Here is a 21,110-nt window from a genome sequence, read left to right on the forward strand (position 1 = left end):
ATTAACTTCATAATCATTGCAAACATGAATCTTATCCTAAAATTATTTAGTAGCCAAAGGCCGCACCTCATTCACCAGACTGAATAGCAACTTTCCCGGTTCTTCAAACATGACCAAATGAGAAGCGTTTTCAAACCAGATCCCCTTTTTGATCGGCGCTTTTACAGCTTTTAACCAGGCTTCCGTCGGTTCATTTGGCGTGGTATAATCATGTCTGCCCATAAACATAAACACGGGAATAGGGAATGATTTCACCCCTTTCAGATCCACCTCCAAAAACTCAGGCAGGATTTTACCCAGTGTAAACAGGTTCCCATTGTCAATAGCATCTACATCATCAAAACTATATTCCGGCGAGATAAACGGGCCGGCAAAAAAATACCGGGAGTGCTGCCTGTAGGCACTCAGCCCACCATAATATTGCGCCCATTTTCTCGCAATAATGATCTTCTCTCTTGTAATAGGCTGATCACCGGGATAAGGTGCAATACTTTTTAACTCATTTAATGCCGTGTCGTTATGATGCTGTTGTGCAGTAGCAACTGCATATGCATAACTAAAGTGCTCATTTTCCCGGGTATTGAGGACCTGCCCGATGCCGATATAAGCATAAAACAAATCCGGCCTTTTCAGTGCAGCTTTCATGCCCACAATTGTTCCCCAGCTATGCCCCATGAGAATAACTTTCTTTTTATGATAGCGTTGGATGACCATTTCGGCGATGGCGATGGCATCATTTACATAATTCTCAATGTGAATGGTATTCGCGATTGAATCCGGGGGGATATTCAGGAATGTCCTTCCCGCACCGCGCTGGTCGTAGGTGACCATGGTAAAGTACTCTTCCAGTGGCCGCTGGTACATCCACATCACAGGGGAAATAGGAGAAGCCGGCCCTCCATGGATGAAAAGAATCACGGGATTGTCTTTGTCCTGCCCCCGGGTGTAGATCCATTGGTTGATGCCACCAATTTGGGCCGTGTAGTTTTCCTGGATACCATTGGGACTAACGATCTTTCCAAAGTCGGCCAGGTATTGTTTAGCGCGGTTCAGTCCGGGTTTGAGGCTGTCTGGCTGGGCATAAACCGATAATTGACATAACAGTAATAATAAGGTCCAAAAGGTTTTATTCATAGCGCTGTTTGATTTATACAAGTATTGGTTTCATGGAGACAATTCCGGCCCTGTATTCCGGGCTAATTTTGTCTTGTTATCAAAAAATAAACAAATCATGAACAAGACAATATTGATCACCGGGGCATCTGCCGGTATTGGAAAAGCGGCTGCACAATATTTTGCTGCCAGGGGTTGGAACGTCATCGCTACTATGCGTTCGCCGGAAAAAGAAACAGCATTAACGACATTAAATAATGTATTTGTCACCAGGCTGGATGTACAGGAAAAAGAAAGCATGCAGCCCGTGATTGCTGAAGGTATTAAAAGATTTGGAAAGATCGATGTGCTACTTAATAATGCGGGGTATGGGTTATTCGGTCCGTTTGAACTGGCGACAGATGCACAAATCAAACAGCAGTTCGATGTAAACGTGTTTGGTGTGATGAACCTGACCCAGGCGATCCTGCCACACTTCAGGGCGAATAAAGCCGGTACTGTTATTAATGTATCCAGTATAGGCGGTCGTATTACCTATCCGATTGTAAGCATGTATCATGCGAGTAAGTTTGCCGTAGAAGGATTCTCTGAGTCACTGGCGTACGAACTGGCTGCACTCAATATCAAAGTAAAACTGGTAGAACCGGGTGCCATTGCTACCGGGTTTGATACAGCGGCTAATTTTACCGGGAATCCGGGAATAACTGATTATGATGCTTTTGTACAGGGTTTTCTGAACCTGTGGGGTAGCAAAACTATGGAGAGAACAACCGCTACACAAGTGGCTGAAGTGATTTATGAGGCTGCTACCGATGGTACTTCCCGTTTAAGGTACCTGGCAGGTGAAGATGCCAAAGCGTTCATGCAGGTGAGGATGTCAGGCGAGGAGGGGTATCATGATTATATGCAGGAACATTGGGTGCCAAAGAATGTGTAAATTCGGTGTATGAAAAAGCCTGAATCGATAGAAGATTTCTATATAAACAGAGCTATCAATAGCCAGCCTTTAGTATTTAACCTGCTCCGGTATGACGATTGTCTCCGTATGGATCCTCAGCCATACCGGCGCAGGGACTTTTACAAAGTGAGTTTTATGCGGGGGCGTACCTTGTTGCACTATGGTGATCAATCGCTGGAAGTGAATGGGGATGCGCTGGCTATATTCAGTCCGGATGTACCTTACACCGTAGATATGCCCGATGGCCCGGCCATCGGGCAATATTTCATTTTTAAAGCAGCGTACCTGGCGGAATATTTCAGAAGGAATATCAAAGAGCTACCATTGTTTGCCCCGGGAGCGCATCCTGTATATGAGTTGGATGCTATGCAGGCAGCAGCGATAGCGCAGCTATTTGAAAGAATGGCGCAGGAGTTTAATTCAGATTATGCTTATAAGGATGACCTGATCCGGAATTGTATTATTGATATTCTTCATTATGCAATGCGGATGGAGCCAGTGGCAAAGCGTCATTTGCAAACGGATGCCAGCGTTCGCATTACGGGGGTATTTAATGAATTGCTGGACAGGCAGTTTCCGATCGAGCACCTGAGTCAGCAGTTTGAGTTGAAGTCTCCGGCGGACTTTGCGGCGCAGTTAGGGGTGCATGTGAATTCGTTGAATCGGGCGTTGAGAACGACTACAGGGAAGTCTACGTCCAGTTTAATTGCAGAAAGATTGGTGACAGAGGCGACTATTTTATTAAAGCATTCGGAGTGGAATGTGGCGGAAATTGGGTATAGCCTGGGTTTTGAAGACCCTGCCCACTTTAGTCATTTTTTTAAAAAACATACGGGGCAGGCGCCTTCGGGTTTTAGGTCGGTTGGGGAGCATGCTTAAGGAATATCCCTGTTCACACGTAAAGAAATACCAATAGTCGCACTAAGACCTTTCGATGTCCGCTCGTAAATTGGTTGTGCTTTTTCACCTAATGGAATAGTGATAATCGTCCAGCCATTCTTTGTATTATTGTCGTAAAACTGGTACCTGTTGATGAAGTTCCTGCCAAGACCTGCACTCAGCAACAGGTTTTTTGTAAAGCCCCATTCAAACCTGCACAACCCCGTCCACTGGTTATTCCGTAAATAGGTTGTAGACATCCGGTAGCTACTGGCTTCGCCATTGATCTCAAAACCAGCGCTGACAGTTTTATTAAAGTGGTACATTATTTTCGGTTTGATCGGGAATAACCCTGATATAGTCCATTTAGCCGTTGGCTCATATTTTACATCCCAAAAAGGAATGACCTGATTGCCGAAGAACTGCTTATTATACATCAACCCAATACCTGTCTTCAATTTTTCAGAATGCTTGTACAGGTAACGAAACCCTGCACCATATCGCCATCCCTCATAGTATAAGCCTCCTGTGCCAATCAGTACCAGCGATTTTTTCTCAGAGAACCTGATGTTGTAAAAGAGCTGCGCAGCAATTGACTGTAACGTATAATCCTCCAAAGTCAGGTGGCGATACATGACATTCCCAAATAAGCTTTTATACAATGGGAAACGCGCATTGGCACTAAATGTTTGCGCGCTGTAATCCCCACTATCATAGGTATAACTAATACCCTGTGCGTACAAAGTACTACCTGACAGTAATACAAATGCAATTATGATATACCTCATAGCTCTTCTGGTTTACGGTCATGACTAATGATAACTCCGTCTTTCATTTCGATAATCCGATCGCTTTTGGCAGCAAAGTCATTATCGTGCGTTACGGTAATAATTGTCTTATTATGTTCTGCTGCCAACTGTTTGAAGATGTCGAACACCACCGCTGTATTCCGGCTATCCAGGTTACCGGTTGGCTCATCTCCCATAATGATAGCTGGTTCATTGATCAGGGCACGAGCGATTGCCACACGCTGCTGCTGACCACCTGATATGCGGGAAGCAGTTTTCAGTGCCTGATCTGCCAGTCCAAGCGTTTTCAGCTTTTCATATGCATTGTGTTCAATTTCTGCCGGGGAGAGTTTCCTTAGCCGCAATGCAGGGATCATTACATTTTGCAGACAGGTGAAATCTGGTAACAGGTAGTGGAACTGGAATACAAAGCCCAGGTGCTCATTCCTGAAAGCCGCCAGCATGTTGACCGAACTACCTGTGATCTGTTGATCATTCAACACCAGGTTGCCGGTATAGTCGGTATCCATGGTGGATAGGATGTAGAGCATGGTAGATTTGCCAGAACCAGACTTGCCGATCACTGATACAAACTCGCCTTTTTGTACTTCAAAACTTACATCGGACAAGACTTTGAATTTTTCTGGTGTATAAAAGTATTTGCTGATTTTGTCAGCTTTCAATGCGATACTCATCTCAATAATTTTAACTTCTGATAATGGAAACAGGATCAACTTTTGATGCCTTGCGTGCTGGGATGTAACCAGCAAAGAAGGAAGTCAGTATCCCGAAAATCGCTCCCTGTATATAATGTTTAGGCAGGAAGGTCATAGGCAGATATGTCACATTCCCCAACCCTAAGTAGAATTTGGATAACAGGTATGATATACCCCACCCTACGATCAATCCCATCACAGAACCTACCAATCCAATCAACAATGCCTGTTGTATAAAGATGCTAATCACATCCCTCCCCTGAAACCCGGTGGCTTTGAGTATCGCAATCTCCTTGATTTTTTCATAGATCACCATGTTCAGAATATTGTAAATCCCAAAGCCCGCCACCAGTAGAATAGTAAAGATGACAGAGTTGGCAATGATATCCCTGATCTTCTTACCTGCTAATGATTGCTCGTTACTCTGCTGCCAGGATTCGGACGTGTACCCGGTTTGTTGTGCCATACTGTTGCCTGTTTCAGTAGCCTTTGAATAGTTTTTAACATTCACATAAATATCAGTAATATAAGCTCTGTCTTTTTGCAGTAGTTGCTGTACTACCGGCAGACTCACATACGTTTTTGTTTCATCCACGTTTTTGATAGTGGTTTTGAAAATGCCGGAAACCTGTAGTGTTTTCGCCAGCCCCGTACTGGTTGTGATCCTGACATAGTCTCCCATTTTCAGGTTAAGCTTTTGAGACAGACCTATCCCGATGATGATATTGTTGGGATTATCAGCAACAGATTGTGTTTTACCCGCGATCATATTGGACGTGATGTCGAACATTTTATCCTGTTCTGCGATGTTGACGCCAAAGATGGTCCCGTTTTCCTGTACATTTCCTTTGCTATAGATGATATTGGCAGTAACCTGTTTACTAAGAGCAATGACTTCTTTTCGCTTATTGAGTTCGGTCGCAACAACATCTGGATTCATGATCCTATTATCCTGTGGTACCAGCTGAGGATTGGAAATCAGATTGATGGTATTAGTGCCAAGGTAACGGTTGAGCATATTGGTATTACTGATTTTGTTATCATTGTACAACCTGATATGTGGCGTTGCACTCAGCATTGTTTTTTCTGAATATTCATTGGTGCCTGTGATCAGGGAGTTCATAAAGATGAACATACCAATTCCGAAAGTGACTCCCAAAGCAGCGACAAGCGTTGATTTTACTTTGCTTACCATATAAGTGTAAGCAATCCTGGTGTTGATGCCTGCATTCATGTTAATATGCTTTAATGAGTTGATCGTCTGCATTGATACCACCTAGAACTTCTACATAATCGGTAGACAAGATGCCTGTTTTTAGCTGGATAGTATCTGTTTTCTTACCATGTTTGATAAGCGCCCTGCCATCCGGGCTTACGCAGGTAGCAGGTACCAGCAGTGCTTTGTCTTTGTGAGCGACAATGATATTTGACTGCAATAAGGTACCATTCATCAAACCAGCTGGTAAGGTGTCAAAAGTTGCTTCTATGGTATAGGCTTGTGACTGGTCGTCAAAGCTGGGATAGATCTTACTTACATGACCGGTATAGGTTTTGCCTTTTTCAGTATTGAGTTCGGTCAGTACCGTTTGGCCCGGTTTGATTTTGGCAATGCTGCCTTCATCAATAGATAGAGAGATGAGCATGCCACCTGCATTGCCTAAAATAGCCAGTGCGTCACCTTTACGTACCATGTCGCCTTTTCTTTTGAGGAGGGTATATACTGTATAGTTGCCGGGAGATTTGATGTTGTAATAGGAGGTGTTTGCTATTGCAGTTTCCTGGTCTTTGCGGGAATTGATGAGGGTTTGTTGCAAAGAGAGTTTAGTTGCAGCGATGTTTTGTTTGAGCTGTTCTACGCTATGCAGAGAGGATTGGTAAGCCAGTTCTGCATTGTCATAGTCTACTTTGGATACGCTGCGGGTAGCGAATAACCTGGCATTACGGTCTCTTTGTGTGAGGTCATTTGCCAGTTTTTCAGTGGCGGTGTTTAGTTGTTGTTGCAGTTGTGCTAATACGGCAGAGTTGTCGGAGGCGTTCTGGCGGGCAATATTGAGGTTCTCTGTGGCGGATCTTTGAGCGATGGCAGCAGTTGTATTATCCTGTTTGAAAATGATTTGTCCAATGGTGACGGTGTCACCTTCAGTTACGGGTACATCTGTGATATACCCATCATTGAGTGCAGTGAGGGTAAATTGTCCACCGGCTTCAATGTGACCTGGTGCAAATACAGCTTCGGTAATAGGAGCGTATATAGGGGCGGCGGTGCCGCTGTTTTTTGATTTGCAGGAAGAAAGTAGTGTGATGCCTGCGAATGATATGATGAATATGTGTTTCATGATGTAGATGTTTAAAGTCCTGAAGGGCGATAAGATTAAATAAAGAGATCGCTCACCTGGTAGATATTAATAGTCCTGATCTGAAGGGCGATAAGATTAAATAAAGAGATCGCTCACCTGGTAGATATTAATAGTCCTGATCTGAAGGGCGATAAGATTGAATAAAGAGATCGCTCACCTGGTAGATATTAATAGTCCTGATCTGAAGGGCGATAAGATTAAATAAAGAGATCGCTCACCTGGTAGATATTAATTGTCCTGATCTGAAGGGCGATAAGATTAAATAAAGAGATCGCTCACCTGGTAGATATTAATTGTCCTGATCTGAAGGGCGATAAGATTGAATAAAATAATCGCTCACCTAGTAGATATTAATAGTCCTGATCTGAAGGCGATAAGATTGAATAAAATAATCGCTCATACTTTGCAGGTATTCCTGCTGATTGGTAATCATATCTGAATAATACTTCAGGCGATCATCAATAGAAATAGCCCCCTCGTTCAGTAGCTGTGTAGCATGTATATCATTACTACGGTACATAGCCAGGATCCCTTTTGCCTTTTCCATATCTTTAAATGCGGTATTGTAAGAGATCAGAATGTTTTGATTGGTCAGTTGTGACTGTAATCCTGCAGATTGGTATTGCTGTTGTTTCAGCTCCATATCAATCTTTGCTTTTTGTACGTTGTAATGGCGGCTATTCCCGGAAAAGATCGGTACAGACAAGCGCAATCCCCAGTATTGACTCGGCAGGTCGTTGCTATTACTGAACTGCATGAAGTGGTCCGTGGAGATCAACCTGTTGTACTGATACACTGCCGATAGCGTGGGTACGTAAGCTGCTTTTGAAGATTGCCATTGTGCCCTGGATTTCAATAATTCCTCGTAGGCAATAGTTACATCCGGATCAGTACCGAATGGCTGCGGAATATAAGGAGTTGCATTTTGTTCAGAGATCCCGATACTTTCACCTGTATTCAGCATTTGCTGGAGATTATTGAGCTGAAGCAGTTTGTTTTGAGTAGCAGTGAGGAGGTTTTTTGCCGCCTTTTCTTTGTTGATTGCTGCATTGTTCATCGTAACTTCACTCACAGATCCATCATTGTATTTATGCTGTACGGAAGAAAATACGGTATCCATGGTGGCAGCGTTAAATAAGGTTAATTTCTCCGCTTCATTTGCCAGCAGGTAGGAGTAGTAGATATTGGCCAGCTGTTCATACAGATCGCGTTTGATTTTCTGTATGTTGAGGCTGGCAATTTCCTTATCCAGTTTCGCGGTTTTGATAGCAAACCAGTTTTTGGTATTGATCAGGTCCAGCTGTACATTGGCGGCTGCATTGTAGTTGTAGCGCTTGCCAAAGGTGGCTTCGTAAAAAGTACCATCTGGTGCGGTCTGGTCAAATAAATGCGCTGGGATCAAAGTCGATTGTAATTTGATATTGTCTGTATAATTGCCGTTGGCACTGACTGTTGGTAGCAGGGCGCCCTTTGCTTGTCTGATATTCAGGGTAGCTTCCTTGTCGCTGGCGTTGGCCGATGTGATCTGTATATTGTGTGCATCGGCATATTTCCAGATGTCCTGTACGGATGAGAAGCTGAGCTGTGCAGACACCGGTAGTGCACAAAAGCAGCCGAGTATACCGGTGAGAATCATTTTCATATGCGAGTTGTTATTTTATGCGTGTCCAAACTTTGGTCTGGCTCATAAAGCCTGCTTTGACCGTGATTTCCATGGTGTCATCTCCTTTTAGTGTGATGGTGCAGGGGAAGGTTTGGTGCCGTTTTGGGAGGAATACTTTACCGGTGTAGGTGCCATTGGCGTAGACGAGGTTTTGAAGGATTTCTTTTCCTTCAGAAATGCCTGTGTATCCATTGCCATTTTTCACCAAAGTCAGTTCTTTGGATTTGTCGGCATTGGTCCATTTACCAAGGATGGTATCCGGAGTAAAGGATGTGGTGATTAGTAAAAGTAAAAAAGCCAGTGTTTTCATTTTGCTTTGTTTGATTTGACAAGGCAAAGCTGGCAAAATTAGATGGGGGAGGAGGGGGCTAACTGGGTAAAGCGGGCAGATAAGGGGGTAAAGCGGGCGGTGCAGGTTTCATGACCGGAACTAACTTTCCAGCCATTGCAAAAAATCCCCCGATTTCGCCTTACTAATTACAATCTGTTCCCCTGTAGGCACTATTAATTTCACTACCAATTTCCTTGCAAAATACCGCTCTGCATTTGCAATAGCCGCTTTATTAATAAGATACTGCCTGTTCGCCCGATAAAAAACCGACGGATCCAATAACCGCTCCGTTTCATCCATAGTCGCTGTAATGAAGTATTTTTTATTTTGCAGGGTAATGATCTGTAAAATCGTATTATCCAAATAAATACAAGCGATATCCTTTACCTGCACAGGTATAATCTTTTCCTTTTCATTCACCAGCAGCGCTGTCTTATGTGCGGGCTTTATCACCTGCAGCAATGATTGCAAATTATTCGGAAATGGCTCAGCAAATGACGCCTTCATACTCTCATATTTCTCCAATGCCTTTTCCAGCTTCTCAATAGTAATAGGTTTGAGCAAATAGCTTACCGCATTCGTCTCAAATGCATGCATAAGATATTCATCAAATGCGGTACAAAAGATCATCGCACTGGTAACATGCACCTGGTTGTAAATCTCAAAACTCAACCCATCTGCCAGCTGTATATCAGAAAGGATCAGGTCTGGCTGGGCATTATTTGCAAACCATTCCTTTGCCTGCTCTACCGATTCCAATATCCCTGCCACCTGAATCGTATCATCTATCTGCTGAATCATATTTTTCAGCTCTTTAGCCGCTCTTGGCTCATCTTCTATTATCAGTACATTCATGCTACTAATGGTAATTTTACGGTGAAGTGACTGGCAGTCTTTTCTATGACAATCTCTTTATTAAACAATAACTGGTAGCGTAGGCGGATATTATGTAATCCTGTCCCTGTTGAATAGCTTACGCTGTTCTTAGGTTGCAGGTTATTGCGCACCACCAGGTAATCACCCTCTCTGAATAATTTTATGTTAAGTGGTTTATAGCTGGTAGCCATATTATGCTTCACTGCATTCTCTATGAGCAGTTGCAGGCTTAGTGCCGGGATACGCAATCCCTGATCAGCTTCTGCAATGTCAATATCAATATTGATCGCATCCTCAAACCTGCTTTTTAATATGTACACATAAGAGTGAATGAAATTCAGTTCCTGTGTCAGTGTAACAGTGTCCTTTTGCTTATGTTGTAATACATGCCTGTAGATATTGGATAATTCATTCACAAAGTCCTTGACATGCTTTTCAGAGGTGAGGGTGCTAAGGGTATTAAGGGTATTAAATAGAAAATGAGGACTTAACTGTTCTTTCAGAGAATTCAAACTTACTTCTAACTGTGCCTGTTTCAGTCTTTCTATTTCAAGCTGACTTTCCTGTTTCTGAAACACCACCATTTTATGATGTTGGATAAAATAGAATAGTCCGCTTGTTACCACTCCTCTCAGGAGCATCATGTATTGTTTCCTTGCCAGTGGAATTTCCAATATGCCTTCGGACACGTCGTATAGGAAAGACATCAGGTAATTGTAAGGATAGATCAATAATGCTACCATTGCAATGGATGTTAGCGCCACTATGATTTTATCTTCCTTTTTCCGGTGCAGGGTTTCCCGGATAAACCAGTTATGCAGGAACCAGCAAATCAATCCAAATAAAAAGGAATGAAGGAAAATATGGGCTATGGCCCACAATGAAAACTGCTCCATGCGGAGCATTCTTGGAAATGTTGCTAATATAGCGATGCATGCAGAGATAAGCATGCCAAAGTAGCCATCATGTTTTTTCACGGGTTAAAGATACAATAGTATCACAGGTTTAGGACAATTATCAGGTTCAAAAGGGCAATTTAATGCCCGAAACGGGCAGACATTCAGCTGCAAGCTTTCAAATGCAACTATTCAGCTGCCACCCCCCAAATTCCTTTCAATTCCTCATTGCTGCTCCCGCTTCTTCAACACCTTTACAAATTATTTTCTCATTTTTTAAAATATATTTTCAACAACCCCGTCTACATTCTTACAAAACAACACTACATGTCAAAAGTATTATTCCTGAGTGTTCCTTCTCACGGCCACGTGAACCCTACTATTGGCCTCGTCACCGAGTTGATTAAAAACGGGAATGAAGTGATCTACTTCGCCACCGAACCATTCAGGCAGAAAATTGAAGCCACCGGTGCTATGTATCAACGATACCTGGTAGACCTGGATTTATTTAAACCGGAAGTTGAAGGGGAAGAAGATCCCATGTTACAGATCATGAGAGAGGCAACGAACATTATTGATGATATCTTACTAAAAACAAGCAATATACATTTCGATTACATCATTCATTCCACCCCATTTCCATTCACAGAAGTATTCAAACAATTGCTGAAAATACCTGCGATTTCTTCATTAGGTATCTTTTTAGGATTGAACGATTTTCTGGAACATGCTGAAGCGTTTCCTACACCACCGGAATACGCTGTAATGCGTGAGGAAATAAAGACAAAATATAATGTAAACTTACCCGGGAAATTTGTTGCTACATTGATTAATCTGGGTGGTTTAAACCTTGTTTATTCTTCACGCTATTTTGTACCGGAAGATCAATTGTCTGGCGACACCTACCGCTTTGTAGGCCCTCCTGTATTTGACCGGAAAGAGCAAACCGACTTTCCTTTTAAACTATTAAAAGACAGGAAAGTCATTTACATTTCTCTCGGCACCGTATTCAGCAATTTCAACCACGACCTTTACCAGATCTTTTTTGACGCATTCGCAGGCAAAGATGTTATGGTCGTTATGGCTGCTTATAATGTTGATTTATCCAGGTTTAAAATTCCGGACAATTTTATTGTTCGTCATTATATCCCACAGCTGGCCATTCTGCAACATACCGACGTAGCCATTACCCACGCCGGCATGAATAGTATTAGTGATCTGCTGTACAACAATGTTCCCTTTGTAGCCATTCCTCTCGGCGCAGATCAACCCGATCTCGCCGGGAGAACCGCTGCATTGGGCGCTACCATTTCACTGGATCATACCACACTCACACCTGCTATACTGCAGGATGCTGTCGAAAAGGTGCTTCGCGATCCTTCATATGCAGTCAATATGCAAAAGATCAGTGACTCTTTTAAAGCAGCAGGTGGTTATCCAAAGGCAGTAGCTTACATCAATGAATACATATATTCAGTGCACAATAGCATCCATCAATGATATAAATAAAATCCTAAGTCCTGTTCGTGTTATGTTCAGTAGCTTACTTCAACGAATACATTTATATCAATGATATACAAAAAAGACCAATTCCTGCTTGCGCCATGCACAGCAGCTTACATAATTAACCGCAGTTCCTAACATCAATGTATATACACAAGGCTAATCCCCGCTGATTTCGTACCAGCATCATAGGTAGGCATCACCATGGTGCTGGTATTCCCTTTCCCTGACAACCCCTTCTCTATCTTCGGATACAACCAGTAAGCCGCCTGGGTACTCAATATACCCACACCAGCGCCCGCCACTACATCACTCAACCAGTGCCGGTTATTATACATCCTCAACACCCCCGTTGCTGTTGCCGCCATATAGCCTCCCACCACTATCCACGGGCTCACATCCTTATACTCCATCCGCATAAACTCCGCACTCATAAAAGCCGTCGCCGTATGTCCGGAAGGAAAGGAGTTCGCCGCACTACCATCAGGCCTTTCCCTGTGGGTCAATGTTTTTAACCCTGTCACCGTACCACATACCAACAAAGATGACATTCCCAGTATAATCGTCCTGTCCTTAAAGCTATGCGCTCCATGAATCCCCATGGCATTCAGGGCATACACCCCAAATATGGGCGAATACTGTAAATAGTTGTCAATAGTAGTATGAAAGCGGGAATTGTCCTCCCTGATCTCATGCCTGGTTGACAGGTCCAGATCATGTAAAGGTCGTACATGGAAGGTAGCGGCACCATAGCCGATCATAATTGCAGAGGCGAGGATAGGTCCGGGATTCACCTTATAATGTGCATTTGGATGCTCCAAAGACAGTACAGGTTGAACAGTATCTTCTTTAGCAGGAGCTATGGTCTGTCCATACGAGCTCTCCGCTGCTACTAGTAGCATTAACAGTTGTAGGCCGTAAAATTTCATCAGGTATATAAGTCTGAGTACAAAATAGTAAAATAATTCTGTAGAAAAACTGTTTTTTCTGAATCAGGGTCTTCCTGCTCATCGTCACTGATTTGTATCAATGACTTATGCCAACCCCGTCATCGGTTATAATTCCCCTTCTACCCACCTTTGTAGTGGAATTATTTATCAATATCAACTCCTCTAACATGGAACCTAATTCAAAAAATTTAATCGACAAGATTGAAAGGATACGGAAGGCTCAAACCCAGTTTTCCACTTTCACCCAGGAACAGGTTGATGAGATCTTTCGCCAGTCTGCCATAGCGGCTAATAATGCCCGTATCACCCTCGCTAAAATGGCGGTGGAAGAGACCGGCATGGGCCTGGTGGAAGATAAAGTGATAAAGAACCATTTTGCATCTGAGTATATCTATAATCAGTACAAAGATGAAAAGACATGCGGCATCATCGAAACGGATGAAGCCTTTGGCATCACCAAAATCGCTGAGCCAATCGGTGTGATTGCGGCTGTAGTTCCTACTACGAACCCAACTTCCACCGCTATCTTTAAAGCACTGATTGCACTCAAGACCCGCAATGGCATTATTTTCTCACCACACCCAAGAGCTAAAAATTCCACAATAGCAGCGGCAAGGATCATACTGGATGCAGCCGTTAAAGCCGGAGCGCCAAAAGATATCATCGGTTGGATCGAAGAACCATCCGTTGAATCATCCCAGATGGTGATGGCAGAAGCTGATCTTATCCTGGCTACCGGAGGTCCCGGTATGGTCAAAGCCGCTTATTCTTCCGGTAAACCTGCCATCGGTGTAGGCGCCGGTAATACGCCCGCTATCATTGACGAAACTGCACACCTTAAGATGGCCGTGAATTCCATCCTGCTCTCCAAAACTTTTGACAATGGTATGATCTGCGCATCCGAACAGAGCGTGATCGTTGTTGAAAAAGTGTATGAAGAAGTAAAAAGAGAATTCATCGACCGTGGTGCTTACATCCTCAGCAAAGCTGAAACAAGCAAAGTAGGTGCACTGCTCCTGATCAATGGCGTGCTGAATGCCAATATCGTAGGTCAGGCTGCTGTAAAGATCGCTGCCCTGGCTGGTATCACCGTTCCTGAAGACACCAAGATCCTGATCGGGGAAGTGACTTCTGTTGAACTGGACGAACCATTCAGCCATGAAAAGCTGTCTACCGTACTGGCCATGTACAAAGCGAAAGACTTCGATGAAGCCCTGAACAAGGCTACCCGCCTCGTTAAACTGGGAGGTTTCGGTCACACCTCCGTGCTGTATACCGATCCTACCATTTCTCAGGACAGGGTAAACAGGTTCGGCGCTGCCATGAAGACTGGCCGTACCATCATCAACATGCCTTCTTCTCAGGGTGCAATTGGTGATATCTTCAACTTCAAACTGTCTCCATCCCTCACCCTGGGTTGTGGTTCATGGGGCGGTAACTCTGTCTCCGAAAACGTTGGTGTTAAGCATTTACTAAACATTAAGAGCGTAGCTGCAAGAAGAGAAAACATGCTTTGGTTCAAAGTACCTGAAAAAGTATATTTCAAATATGGCTGTCTGCCAGTTGCCCTCAGGGAACTGAAAGACGAAGGTAAGAAAAGAGTATTCCTCGTAACTGATAAAGTACTCTATAGCCTGGGTTATGCTGAAAAGGTAACCAAGATCCTGGACGAACTGGGTATTGCTCACACTGTATTCTTCGATGTTGAACCTGATCCAACACTTATCTGTGCAAGAAAAGGTGCTGCAGAAATGGCCAGCTTCCAACCTGATGCTGTTATCGCTTTAGGTGGTGGTTCACCAATGGATGCTGCTAAGATCATGTGGGTACTCTACGAACATCCTGAAGAAAAATTCGAAGACCTGGCCATGCGTTTTATGGATATCCGCAAACGCGTTTATCACTTCCCTAAAATGGGTATCAAAGCCAGCTTCGTCGCAATTCCTACCTCTGCCGGTACTGGTTCTGAAGTGACTCCTTTCGCGGTGATCACTGACGAAAATACAGGTATCAAGTATCCTTTGGCTGACTACGAACTGACTCCTGATATGGCGATCGTTGATGCCGAACTGATGATGAACATGCCTAAGAGCCTGACATCTGCTTCCGGTATCGATGCACTCACCCACGCACTGGAATCTTATGTATCCGTGCTGGCCAGTGAATTCACCAACGGTCTGGCACTCGAAGCCATCCGCCTCATCTTCAAATATCTGCCTGCTGCTTACAACGAAGGTAAGACCAATGTGAAAGCAAGAGAAAAAATGGCACACGCTTCTACCATCGCTGGTATGGCATTCGCCAATGCTTTCCTCGGTATCTGCCACTCACTGGCACACAAACTGGGTGCTACCCACCACGTGCCACACGGTGTTGCGAACGGTATGCTCATCACTGAAGTGATCCGCTTCAATGCTGTTGAGAACCCACGCAAACAGGCTGCCTTCCCTCAGTACAAATATCCAAATGCACGCTGGCGCTATGCCCGTATCGCGGACTACCTGCAACTGGGCGGTAAGAACGATGCGGAAAAAGTAGAACTGCTGTGTGAAGCCATCGAAAAACTGAAAGCTCAGGTAGGTATTCCTAAGAGCATCAAAGAATTCGGTGTGTCAGAAAGCAAGTTCTATGCAACACTTGATACGATGTCTGAACAGGCATTTGATGACCAGTGTACACCGGCTAACCCCCGCTACCCACTGATCAGTGAAATGAAAAAGATCTATATCAAGGTGTATGAAGGTGCTCAGAAAGTTGAGCCTACCAATGCGAAGATCAAAGCACCGATGGGAGCTTAATCTGCTATACATCTGTAGCTGGCTGCTGACACGGCCAGCTACATTTTTATTCTTAATTGTATGATGGACGTTCAATCCCGCAAGAAACTGGTTTATCCCGTCAGGAAGCCCCTGATGGATTATCTGCGTAAATATAACCGTGACCTGAAAGTATTAGTGAACTACAGTGACCTGCTCCGTTTTCATGTGAGCATTCCACTGCTGGACAAGGATGGCAAAGACACGCTGTGGGAAACCGTTTATTACGATCCGGCGCATATGGAAACCTTATTCCCTGCGCTCACCCTCATCTATGCCATTATGAATACCTCTGGCGATACTGCTTTTACTGAGCACTTACAGGTATCCCAGATCGACTACTGCACCTTTGGTAATTCCAAACCTTTCCGGGTACGCATCATGAATACGCTGAACGATAACTATGATTACTTCTATGTAAAAGTATCTGATGCCTCCCGTGTGTATGGTCTGGAACTCGAACATATATTATCACCTAACAGGATCGCCTATCTCACAGATGGTGAGACACTGATAGAAGAACACATCTCAGGGCTGCCTGGAGATGTATTTATTAAAAATCGCCTGAACACCTCTAAATTCAACCAGATCAGGATCTGCAAGGAATTCGTGAAGTTCAACGAACGCTGTTTTATCCGCTTGCTGGGGGATATGCGTGCCTATAACTATGTAGTACATATCACACCTGATATAGAAGGAAACCAATACCGGATCCGTGCTATCGACTTTGACCAGCAATCCTATGAAGGCAGAAGACAATTTTACCTTCCTCATTTCTTTAAGGATAACAATCAACTTGTAAGCCTTGGTATCAAACATATGGACAACCGGACCATGCGGCAGTACCAGGAGGAAGAACGGAGCTTAATCAATAACCGTATCCGCCTGGTGCGTTACAGACTGGATGATCTGCTGGCCTGTATGAAAGACGATCAGATCTCTCCACAAAAGAAGGTAGACCAGCTGGCCGGGGAACTGGCCACTTTCCATCACCACGATGGATTTAGCAGCTGCCGGAATATGGGAGCACTGATTGCTGAACAGTTGAAAATCTATGCATAATTCATCACAACCATGAACAAACTTAAGAACAGGTGGCTCATTGCAGCCTCCGCAGTTGGGATCCATCTCTCCATTGGCTCTGTGTACGCCTGGAGTGTGTACACAAAACCGTTAATAGCACAACTGGGATGGGGACTGAAAGAGACACAGTTTACATTCAGCCTGGCTATTTTTTTCCTTGGTATGTCAGCTGCCTTCCTGGGCAGTTATGTTGAAAAGCTAGGCCCGAAAAAATCCGGGCGACTTGCGGCGCTTTTCTTCGGTGTAGGCATAGCAGGTTCAGGATTGGCAGTATATGCGCACTCACTGTGGGGGCTGTACCTGTCTTATGGCGTTGTTGGTGGTATCGGTCTGGGCCTGGGCTATATCACACCTATTACCTCACTGGTAAAATGGTTCCCTGACAAGAAAGGGCTGGCCACCGGTCTGGCGATTATGGGATTTGGTTTTGCCGCATTGATCAGTAGCCCGCTCATTGTATACCTGATCGGACATACCAGTATTCCCACTACCTTCTTTATCATGGGTGGTAGCTACTTTGTAGTAATCCTGGCTGCGTCTTCTTACATTGCACCGCCTCCTGAAGGTTATGGCGGACCAGCAAAAACAAAGGAAATTACAGGGCTGACAGCGAAGGAAGCTATCCGTACTAAGAAATTCTGGTACCTGTGGATCATGTTCTTCCTCAATATCAGTTGTGGTATCGCCATCATTTCCGCAGCTTCTCCAATGGCGCAGGAATCTGCCGGTTTGACCACAGCAGCTGCAGCCGCAATGGTTGGGTTCATGGGGATCTTCAATGGCGGTGGCCGTATTGGCTGGTCTGCAGCGTCTGACTTCCTGGGAAGACCCAATACCTATATTACCTTCCTCTGTATTGAAATTGCGGCATTCCTGTTATTGCCTGGGGTGCACAATGCACTGTTATTCCAGCTGTTGATATTTTTGATCGTTTCCTGCTATGGTGCAGGTTTCTCCACCACCACTGCCTATATCAGTGACCTGTTTGGTACAAAGGAACTGGGTGCGATAGTAGGGTATATGCTTACTGCATGGGCTGCTGCCGGTATGGCGGGTCCGCTGTTCGCCGCAATCGCAAGAAGTGCAAGTACCAGTTACAATGGAACATTATATTGCTTTAGCGTGCTGCTGGTGATTGCGCTGGTATTTTCCATACTGCTGAAGCGGTTATTAAATAAGACTAGTTGATTTTTTGCAATAACGTTAGTATTTAGTGGGATAATAAATGCCGGTTATGTATCGCTTTTATATTCCCACTATTTTCTTTTTGATCACATCAGCGCCAGCTTCACCCACCCAGTCTTTTAATTTCCTCTCTCGCAGCATTGTTTGCAAAATCCACATTTCCGCCTTATTTTGTTTGTCCCGGAAACAAATTAAAACTTAATATAAGTATGACCACAAGAAGAACTTTCCTTACCCAGGCAGGCCTGCTCGGCGCCGGACTGGCGTTTGGGCTCTCGTCGAACCGTTTACTGGCTGCTGGTAAGATCAATGCAAAAGCAGGATTGCAGCTCTATTCCCTCCGCGAAGAACTACCCAAAGATGTAAAAGGCGTGATCGCAAAAGTAGCTGCCGCCGGCTACAAACAAGTAGAAACCTACGGCTATAGCAAAAAGAATGGCTTCTGGGGACTCAGCGCCCAGGAATTCAAAGCCCTGCTCACTAAGCATGGCCTCACCAGCCCAAGCGGACACTACGCCCTGGACACCGAAGCAGATCAGGACGCTTCTATTGAGGCTGCCAAAATACTGGGACAGGAATACCTGACCATGGCTTACATCGATGAAAAGAAGCGCAAAACAGCTGCTGATATCAAAAATGTAGTTGCTGAACTGAATAAACTGGCTGATAAAGCAAAGAAACACGGCCTGAAAATGGCGTACCATAACCACGATTTCGAATTCAATACCGTGGATGGCGTAATGCTGTACGAAGAACTGCTGAAGGGTACCAACCCTGCACTGGTGCATTTCGAAATGGATATTTACTGGGTAGTGCGTTCGGGTCAGGATCCTGTTGCCTGGATCAACAAATACCCTGGCCGCTTTACCATGGTACATGTGAAAGATATGGATAAGGCCAACCCTGAACTGAACACCGAAGTTGGTAAAGGAAGTATTAATTTCAAAACCATCTTTGCAAAAGCAAAAACGGCTGGTATTAAATATTATATCGTAGAACAGGAGAATTTCTCCATCGATCCTTACGAGAGCATCACAGAAAGTTCAAAATACCTGCGTACAGTATTATTTGCATAAAAAACAGGAGGTGTCATCAATAAATGAACCTCCTGAGAAGTATATGACAGCATAAAAAGAGCTTGTATCAATTATTGGTACAAGCTCTTTTCATTAGCCAAAACTAACAGCATTCTCTTTATCCGTTAAATATTCTTTGACGGTTTCCCTGCTCACAACCCCCAGCAACCGGCCATCCTGCACCACCGGTACCTGTACCAGGTGTTCGTCCGGCAACTCATCCCAGCAATCAAAAATAGTCATATTACCATTCATCAGTTTCGCGCCTTTGTCCATCATAGTATAGACTTTCCGTCTGTAGTAGCCAGGCGCCTGACTAAAGTGGATGACCTGGCTATCAATGACCCCAATAGGAGACTGGTTGTTCAGTACCACATAAGAGCGGTGATGGTCACCCAGCAGATAAGCATTGGCTTCTTCCATGGTAACGGAAGCATTCACAGTTTTGAAGTCTTTATTTACAATATCTCCCAGACACACATTTTTTACACGTGGTTTCAGCACCAGTCTTTTTTCAGTAGCACCCATCAGCAACAGGTACAGTCCGAAGAAGACCAGCCAGCGGTTCAGCAGCACGGTGCCACCCACAAAGAACAGCAAACCCAGTATGCGGGTTCCCATCAGGGACGCCTGTGGAGAAAGGAGTCTTTCCATGTCCATCGGAAAGGCGGGAAGCAGGTTAAACACCACGAGCATTACGTTGATATTATGTAAGAATACCAGGTAGTTGTTAGGTGTGATATTGAATACCAGCTGATGTGTATCCCAGAATGGTGTATAATCATCCAGGAAAGGCAGCAACAGCAGGGCGATGAAAAGATTTACAGCAGGACCTGCAAAGGTGATCAGTAACAGGTGACCTCTTTTTTCAGGCTGCATAGCAATTGTAGGAATGCCACCGGTAGGCAGCAGACGGATATTTTTGACAGGTATGCCTGCATGAATACTCGCCAGGGTGTGGCCCAGTTCGTGCAGCATGACACAACCGAAAATAGACAATATGCCCAGGGCAGTCCATCCTATGCGCTGTGAGTCGCCTCGTGAAATGATCGGGATAAATAGTATCCAACAGCTGACCAGCAGAAAGATCCAGTGTACCCCCACCGGGATACCCTTAATGCGGAAGAGTTTGACGGCGTTTCTCATATGGCGTTTTATTTGATACAAAACTATCTTTTAGGGGACGGGTAGCCTATGATGATGGATGGTTTATATGATGACGGTCATTACCATCTATAAAAATATCCGGCAGGATCTTTTCGAATAATTCTACATTGTCAAGTCATGGAGTCTGCCGGTAGCGTTGTTTTTTGTGGCGGTGGCAGGAGGGGGGATGATGGCGCAGATTGCCGTTACGAATACTTATGTGCAAACGCATGTAGAGGATCGTATGCGCAGCCGGGTGATCAGTTATTATGTGATGGCGTTTGAGGGGATGCTGCCAATCGGGAATTTACTCACAGGCACGATCGCGCACCAGTTGGGAGCTAAGCATACGGTGACAATGCAGAGCATTGCCGGTGCCGTATGCGTCGCGTTATTTAAATATTATACCAGGTCTGTCAGACAGGATACCCCACATAGATCAGCGGAGGCAATCCCTTAAATACAAACGCTGTCACACCACATAACCACATGGGGTGATTGATTTCAGTACCCTTGTAGAAAGGCATCATATAGATACCGCCTGTGATACTGTCCTGGAGGTTCTCTGTAAGGTGGAGTACGTCTGCACCTTCAAAAGGTTCGTCGCTCAGTTCCAGGTAAACTTCATCGGATTGATTGCTTACAGTGTCGAGCATCGTATCGGCGCCTTCTACCATTTGCAGGGCTTCAATACCGTCTGTCCATTCCGGCAGGTCTATATACCAGCTGCCTTTTTCGGTTTTGTAAAATCTGAATGTCTTTTTCATCTTGTTT

At 44.5% G+C, this 21,110-nt stretch carries 20 protein-coding genes; 8 read left to right on the top strand and 12 right to left on the bottom strand.

Annotated elements, in window-relative coordinates; genetic code table 11:
• Window positions 1-42: 42 nt before the first annotated feature.
• On the bottom strand, window positions 43-1,134 hold the full coding sequence (locus tag SIO70_RS19700) for an alpha/beta hydrolase (RefSeq protein ID WP_320573549.1): 1,092 nt from the start codon (window positions 1,132-1,134) through the stop codon (window positions 43-45).
• Between the two features lie 97 nt (window positions 1,135-1,231).
• Here SIO70_RS19700 and SIO70_RS19705 point away from each other — a divergent pair, with 97 nt between their 5' ends.
• Together SIO70_RS19705 and SIO70_RS19710 are read left to right on the top strand one after the other, a co-directional pair.
• Entirely contained in the window at window positions 1,232-2,050 is an 819-nt protein-coding gene (locus SIO70_RS19705; RefSeq protein ID WP_320573552.1) for an SDR family oxidoreductase, read from the top strand.
• A gap of 9 nt (window positions 2,051-2,059) precedes the next feature.
• Complete coding sequence (locus SIO70_RS19710) at window positions 2,060-2,950, top strand: AraC family transcriptional regulator (RefSeq protein WP_320573554.1); 891 nt, start codon at window positions 2,060-2,062, stop codon at window positions 2,948-2,950.
• Here SIO70_RS19710 and SIO70_RS19715 read toward each other — a convergent pair.
• From SIO70_RS19715 to SIO70_RS19750, 8 genes are all read right to left on the bottom strand, one after another.
• Complete coding sequence (locus SIO70_RS19715; RefSeq protein WP_320573556.1) at window positions 2,947-3,738, bottom strand: DUF6268 family outer membrane beta-barrel protein; 792 nt, start codon at window positions 3,736-3,738, stop codon at window positions 2,947-2,949. The genes SIO70_RS19710 and SIO70_RS19715 overlap by 4 nt on opposite strands.
• Entirely contained in the window at window positions 3,735-4,433 is a 699-nt protein-coding gene (locus SIO70_RS19720) for an ABC transporter ATP-binding protein (RefSeq protein WP_320573558.1), read from the bottom strand. The genes SIO70_RS19715 and SIO70_RS19720 overlap by 4 nt, the downstream gene beginning before the upstream one ends.
• A gap of 10 nt (window positions 4,434-4,443) precedes the next feature.
• Window positions 4,444-5,688 carry an ABC transporter permease gene (locus SIO70_RS19725; protein ID WP_320573560.1) on the bottom strand — a complete coding sequence of 415 codons (1,245 nt, stop codon included), beginning with the start codon at window positions 5,686-5,688 and terminating at the stop codon, window positions 4,444-4,446.
• A 1-nt stretch (window position 5,689) separates the two neighbouring features.
• A complete protein-coding gene (locus SIO70_RS19730; RefSeq protein WP_320573562.1) occupies window positions 5,690-6,790 on the bottom strand; it encodes an efflux RND transporter periplasmic adaptor subunit in 1,101 nt (366 codons plus the stop codon).
• Window positions 6,791-7,151: 361 nt separating this feature from the next.
• A complete protein-coding gene (locus SIO70_RS19735) occupies window positions 7,152-8,453 on the bottom strand; it encodes a TolC family protein (RefSeq protein ID WP_320573563.1) in 1,302 nt (433 codons plus the stop codon).
• Window positions 8,454-8,463: 10 nt separating this feature from the next.
• Window positions 8,464-8,784, bottom strand: coding sequence for a DUF2147 domain-containing protein (locus SIO70_RS19740; protein WP_320573565.1), 321 nt, complete (start codon window positions 8,782-8,784; stop codon window positions 8,464-8,466).
• A gap of 120 nt (window positions 8,785-8,904) precedes the next feature.
• The gene (locus tag SIO70_RS19745) at window positions 8,905-9,660 is read right to left on the bottom strand and encodes a LytTR family DNA-binding domain-containing protein (protein WP_320573567.1); all 756 of its coding nucleotides are present in this window, start codon (window positions 9,658-9,660) and stop codon (window positions 8,905-8,907) included.
• Window positions 9,657-10,658: a sensor histidine kinase gene (locus SIO70_RS19750; protein ID WP_320573569.1), complete on the bottom strand. Its 1,002-nt coding sequence runs from the start codon at window positions 10,656-10,658 to the stop codon at window positions 9,657-9,659. The genes SIO70_RS19745 and SIO70_RS19750 overlap by 4 nt, the downstream gene beginning before the upstream one ends.
• A gap of 246 nt (window positions 10,659-10,904) precedes the next feature.
• Between SIO70_RS19750 and SIO70_RS19755 the strand changes: the two genes are divergently transcribed.
• Entirely contained in the window at window positions 10,905-12,077 is a 1,173-nt protein-coding gene (locus SIO70_RS19755) for a macrolide family glycosyltransferase (RefSeq protein WP_320573571.1), read from the top strand.
• A 143-nt stretch (window positions 12,078-12,220) separates the two neighbouring features.
• On the opposite strand, the gene SIO70_RS19760 is transcribed toward SIO70_RS19755, so the two are convergent.
• Window positions 12,221-12,982 carry a phosphatase PAP2 family protein gene (locus SIO70_RS19760; protein WP_320573573.1) on the bottom strand — a complete coding sequence of 254 codons (762 nt, stop codon included), beginning with the start codon at window positions 12,980-12,982 and terminating at the stop codon, window positions 12,221-12,223.
• A 215-nt stretch (window positions 12,983-13,197) separates the two neighbouring features.
• Between SIO70_RS19760 and adhE the strand changes: the two genes are divergently transcribed.
• From adhE to SIO70_RS19780, 4 genes are all read left to right on the top strand, one after another.
• Window positions 13,198-15,828 (top strand): bifunctional acetaldehyde-CoA/alcohol dehydrogenase, encoded by a 2,631-nt coding sequence (adhE, locus tag SIO70_RS19765; RefSeq protein ID WP_320573575.1) that lies wholly within the window; start codon window positions 13,198-13,200, stop codon window positions 15,826-15,828.
• A gap of 60 nt (window positions 15,829-15,888) precedes the next feature.
• A complete protein-coding gene (locus SIO70_RS19770) occupies window positions 15,889-16,908 on the top strand; it encodes a hypothetical protein (protein ID WP_320573577.1) in 1,020 nt (339 codons plus the stop codon).
• Between the two features lie 12 nt (window positions 16,909-16,920).
• The gene (locus tag SIO70_RS19775; protein ID WP_320573579.1) at window positions 16,921-18,117 is read left to right on the top strand and encodes an OFA family MFS transporter; all 1,197 of its coding nucleotides are present in this window, start codon (window positions 16,921-16,923) and stop codon (window positions 18,115-18,117) included.
• Between the two features lie 206 nt (window positions 18,118-18,323).
• Window positions 18,324-19,190: a sugar phosphate isomerase/epimerase gene (locus SIO70_RS19780; protein WP_320573581.1), complete on the top strand. Its 867-nt coding sequence runs from the start codon at window positions 18,324-18,326 to the stop codon at window positions 19,188-19,190.
• Window positions 19,191-19,283: 93 nt separating this feature from the next.
• Here SIO70_RS19780 and SIO70_RS19785 read toward each other — a convergent pair whose 3' ends face one another.
• Window positions 19,284-20,336, bottom strand: coding sequence for a site-2 protease family protein (locus tag SIO70_RS19785; RefSeq protein WP_320573583.1), 1,053 nt, complete (start codon window positions 20,334-20,336; stop codon window positions 19,284-19,286).
• 166 nt (window positions 20,337-20,502) lie between these two features.
• On the opposite strand from SIO70_RS19785, the gene SIO70_RS19790 reads away from it, so the two are divergent.
• Entirely contained in the window at window positions 20,503-20,796 is a 294-nt protein-coding gene (locus SIO70_RS19790) for an MFS transporter (protein ID WP_320573584.1), read from the top strand.
• On the opposite strand, the gene SIO70_RS19795 is transcribed toward SIO70_RS19790, so the two are convergent.
• Window positions 20,753-21,103 (bottom strand): DUF6717 family protein, encoded by a 351-nt coding sequence (locus tag SIO70_RS19795; RefSeq protein WP_320573586.1) that lies wholly within the window; start codon window positions 21,101-21,103, stop codon window positions 20,753-20,755. The two genes, SIO70_RS19790 and SIO70_RS19795, sit on opposite strands and share 44 nt — an antisense overlap.
• Window positions 21,104-21,110: the final 7 nt, after the last annotated feature.

Origin of the sequence: Chitinophaga sancti, from assembly GCF_034087045.1 — a bacterium.
Classification (GTDB): domain Bacteria; phylum Bacteroidota; class Bacteroidia; order Chitinophagales; family Chitinophagaceae; genus Chitinophaga; species Chitinophaga sancti_B.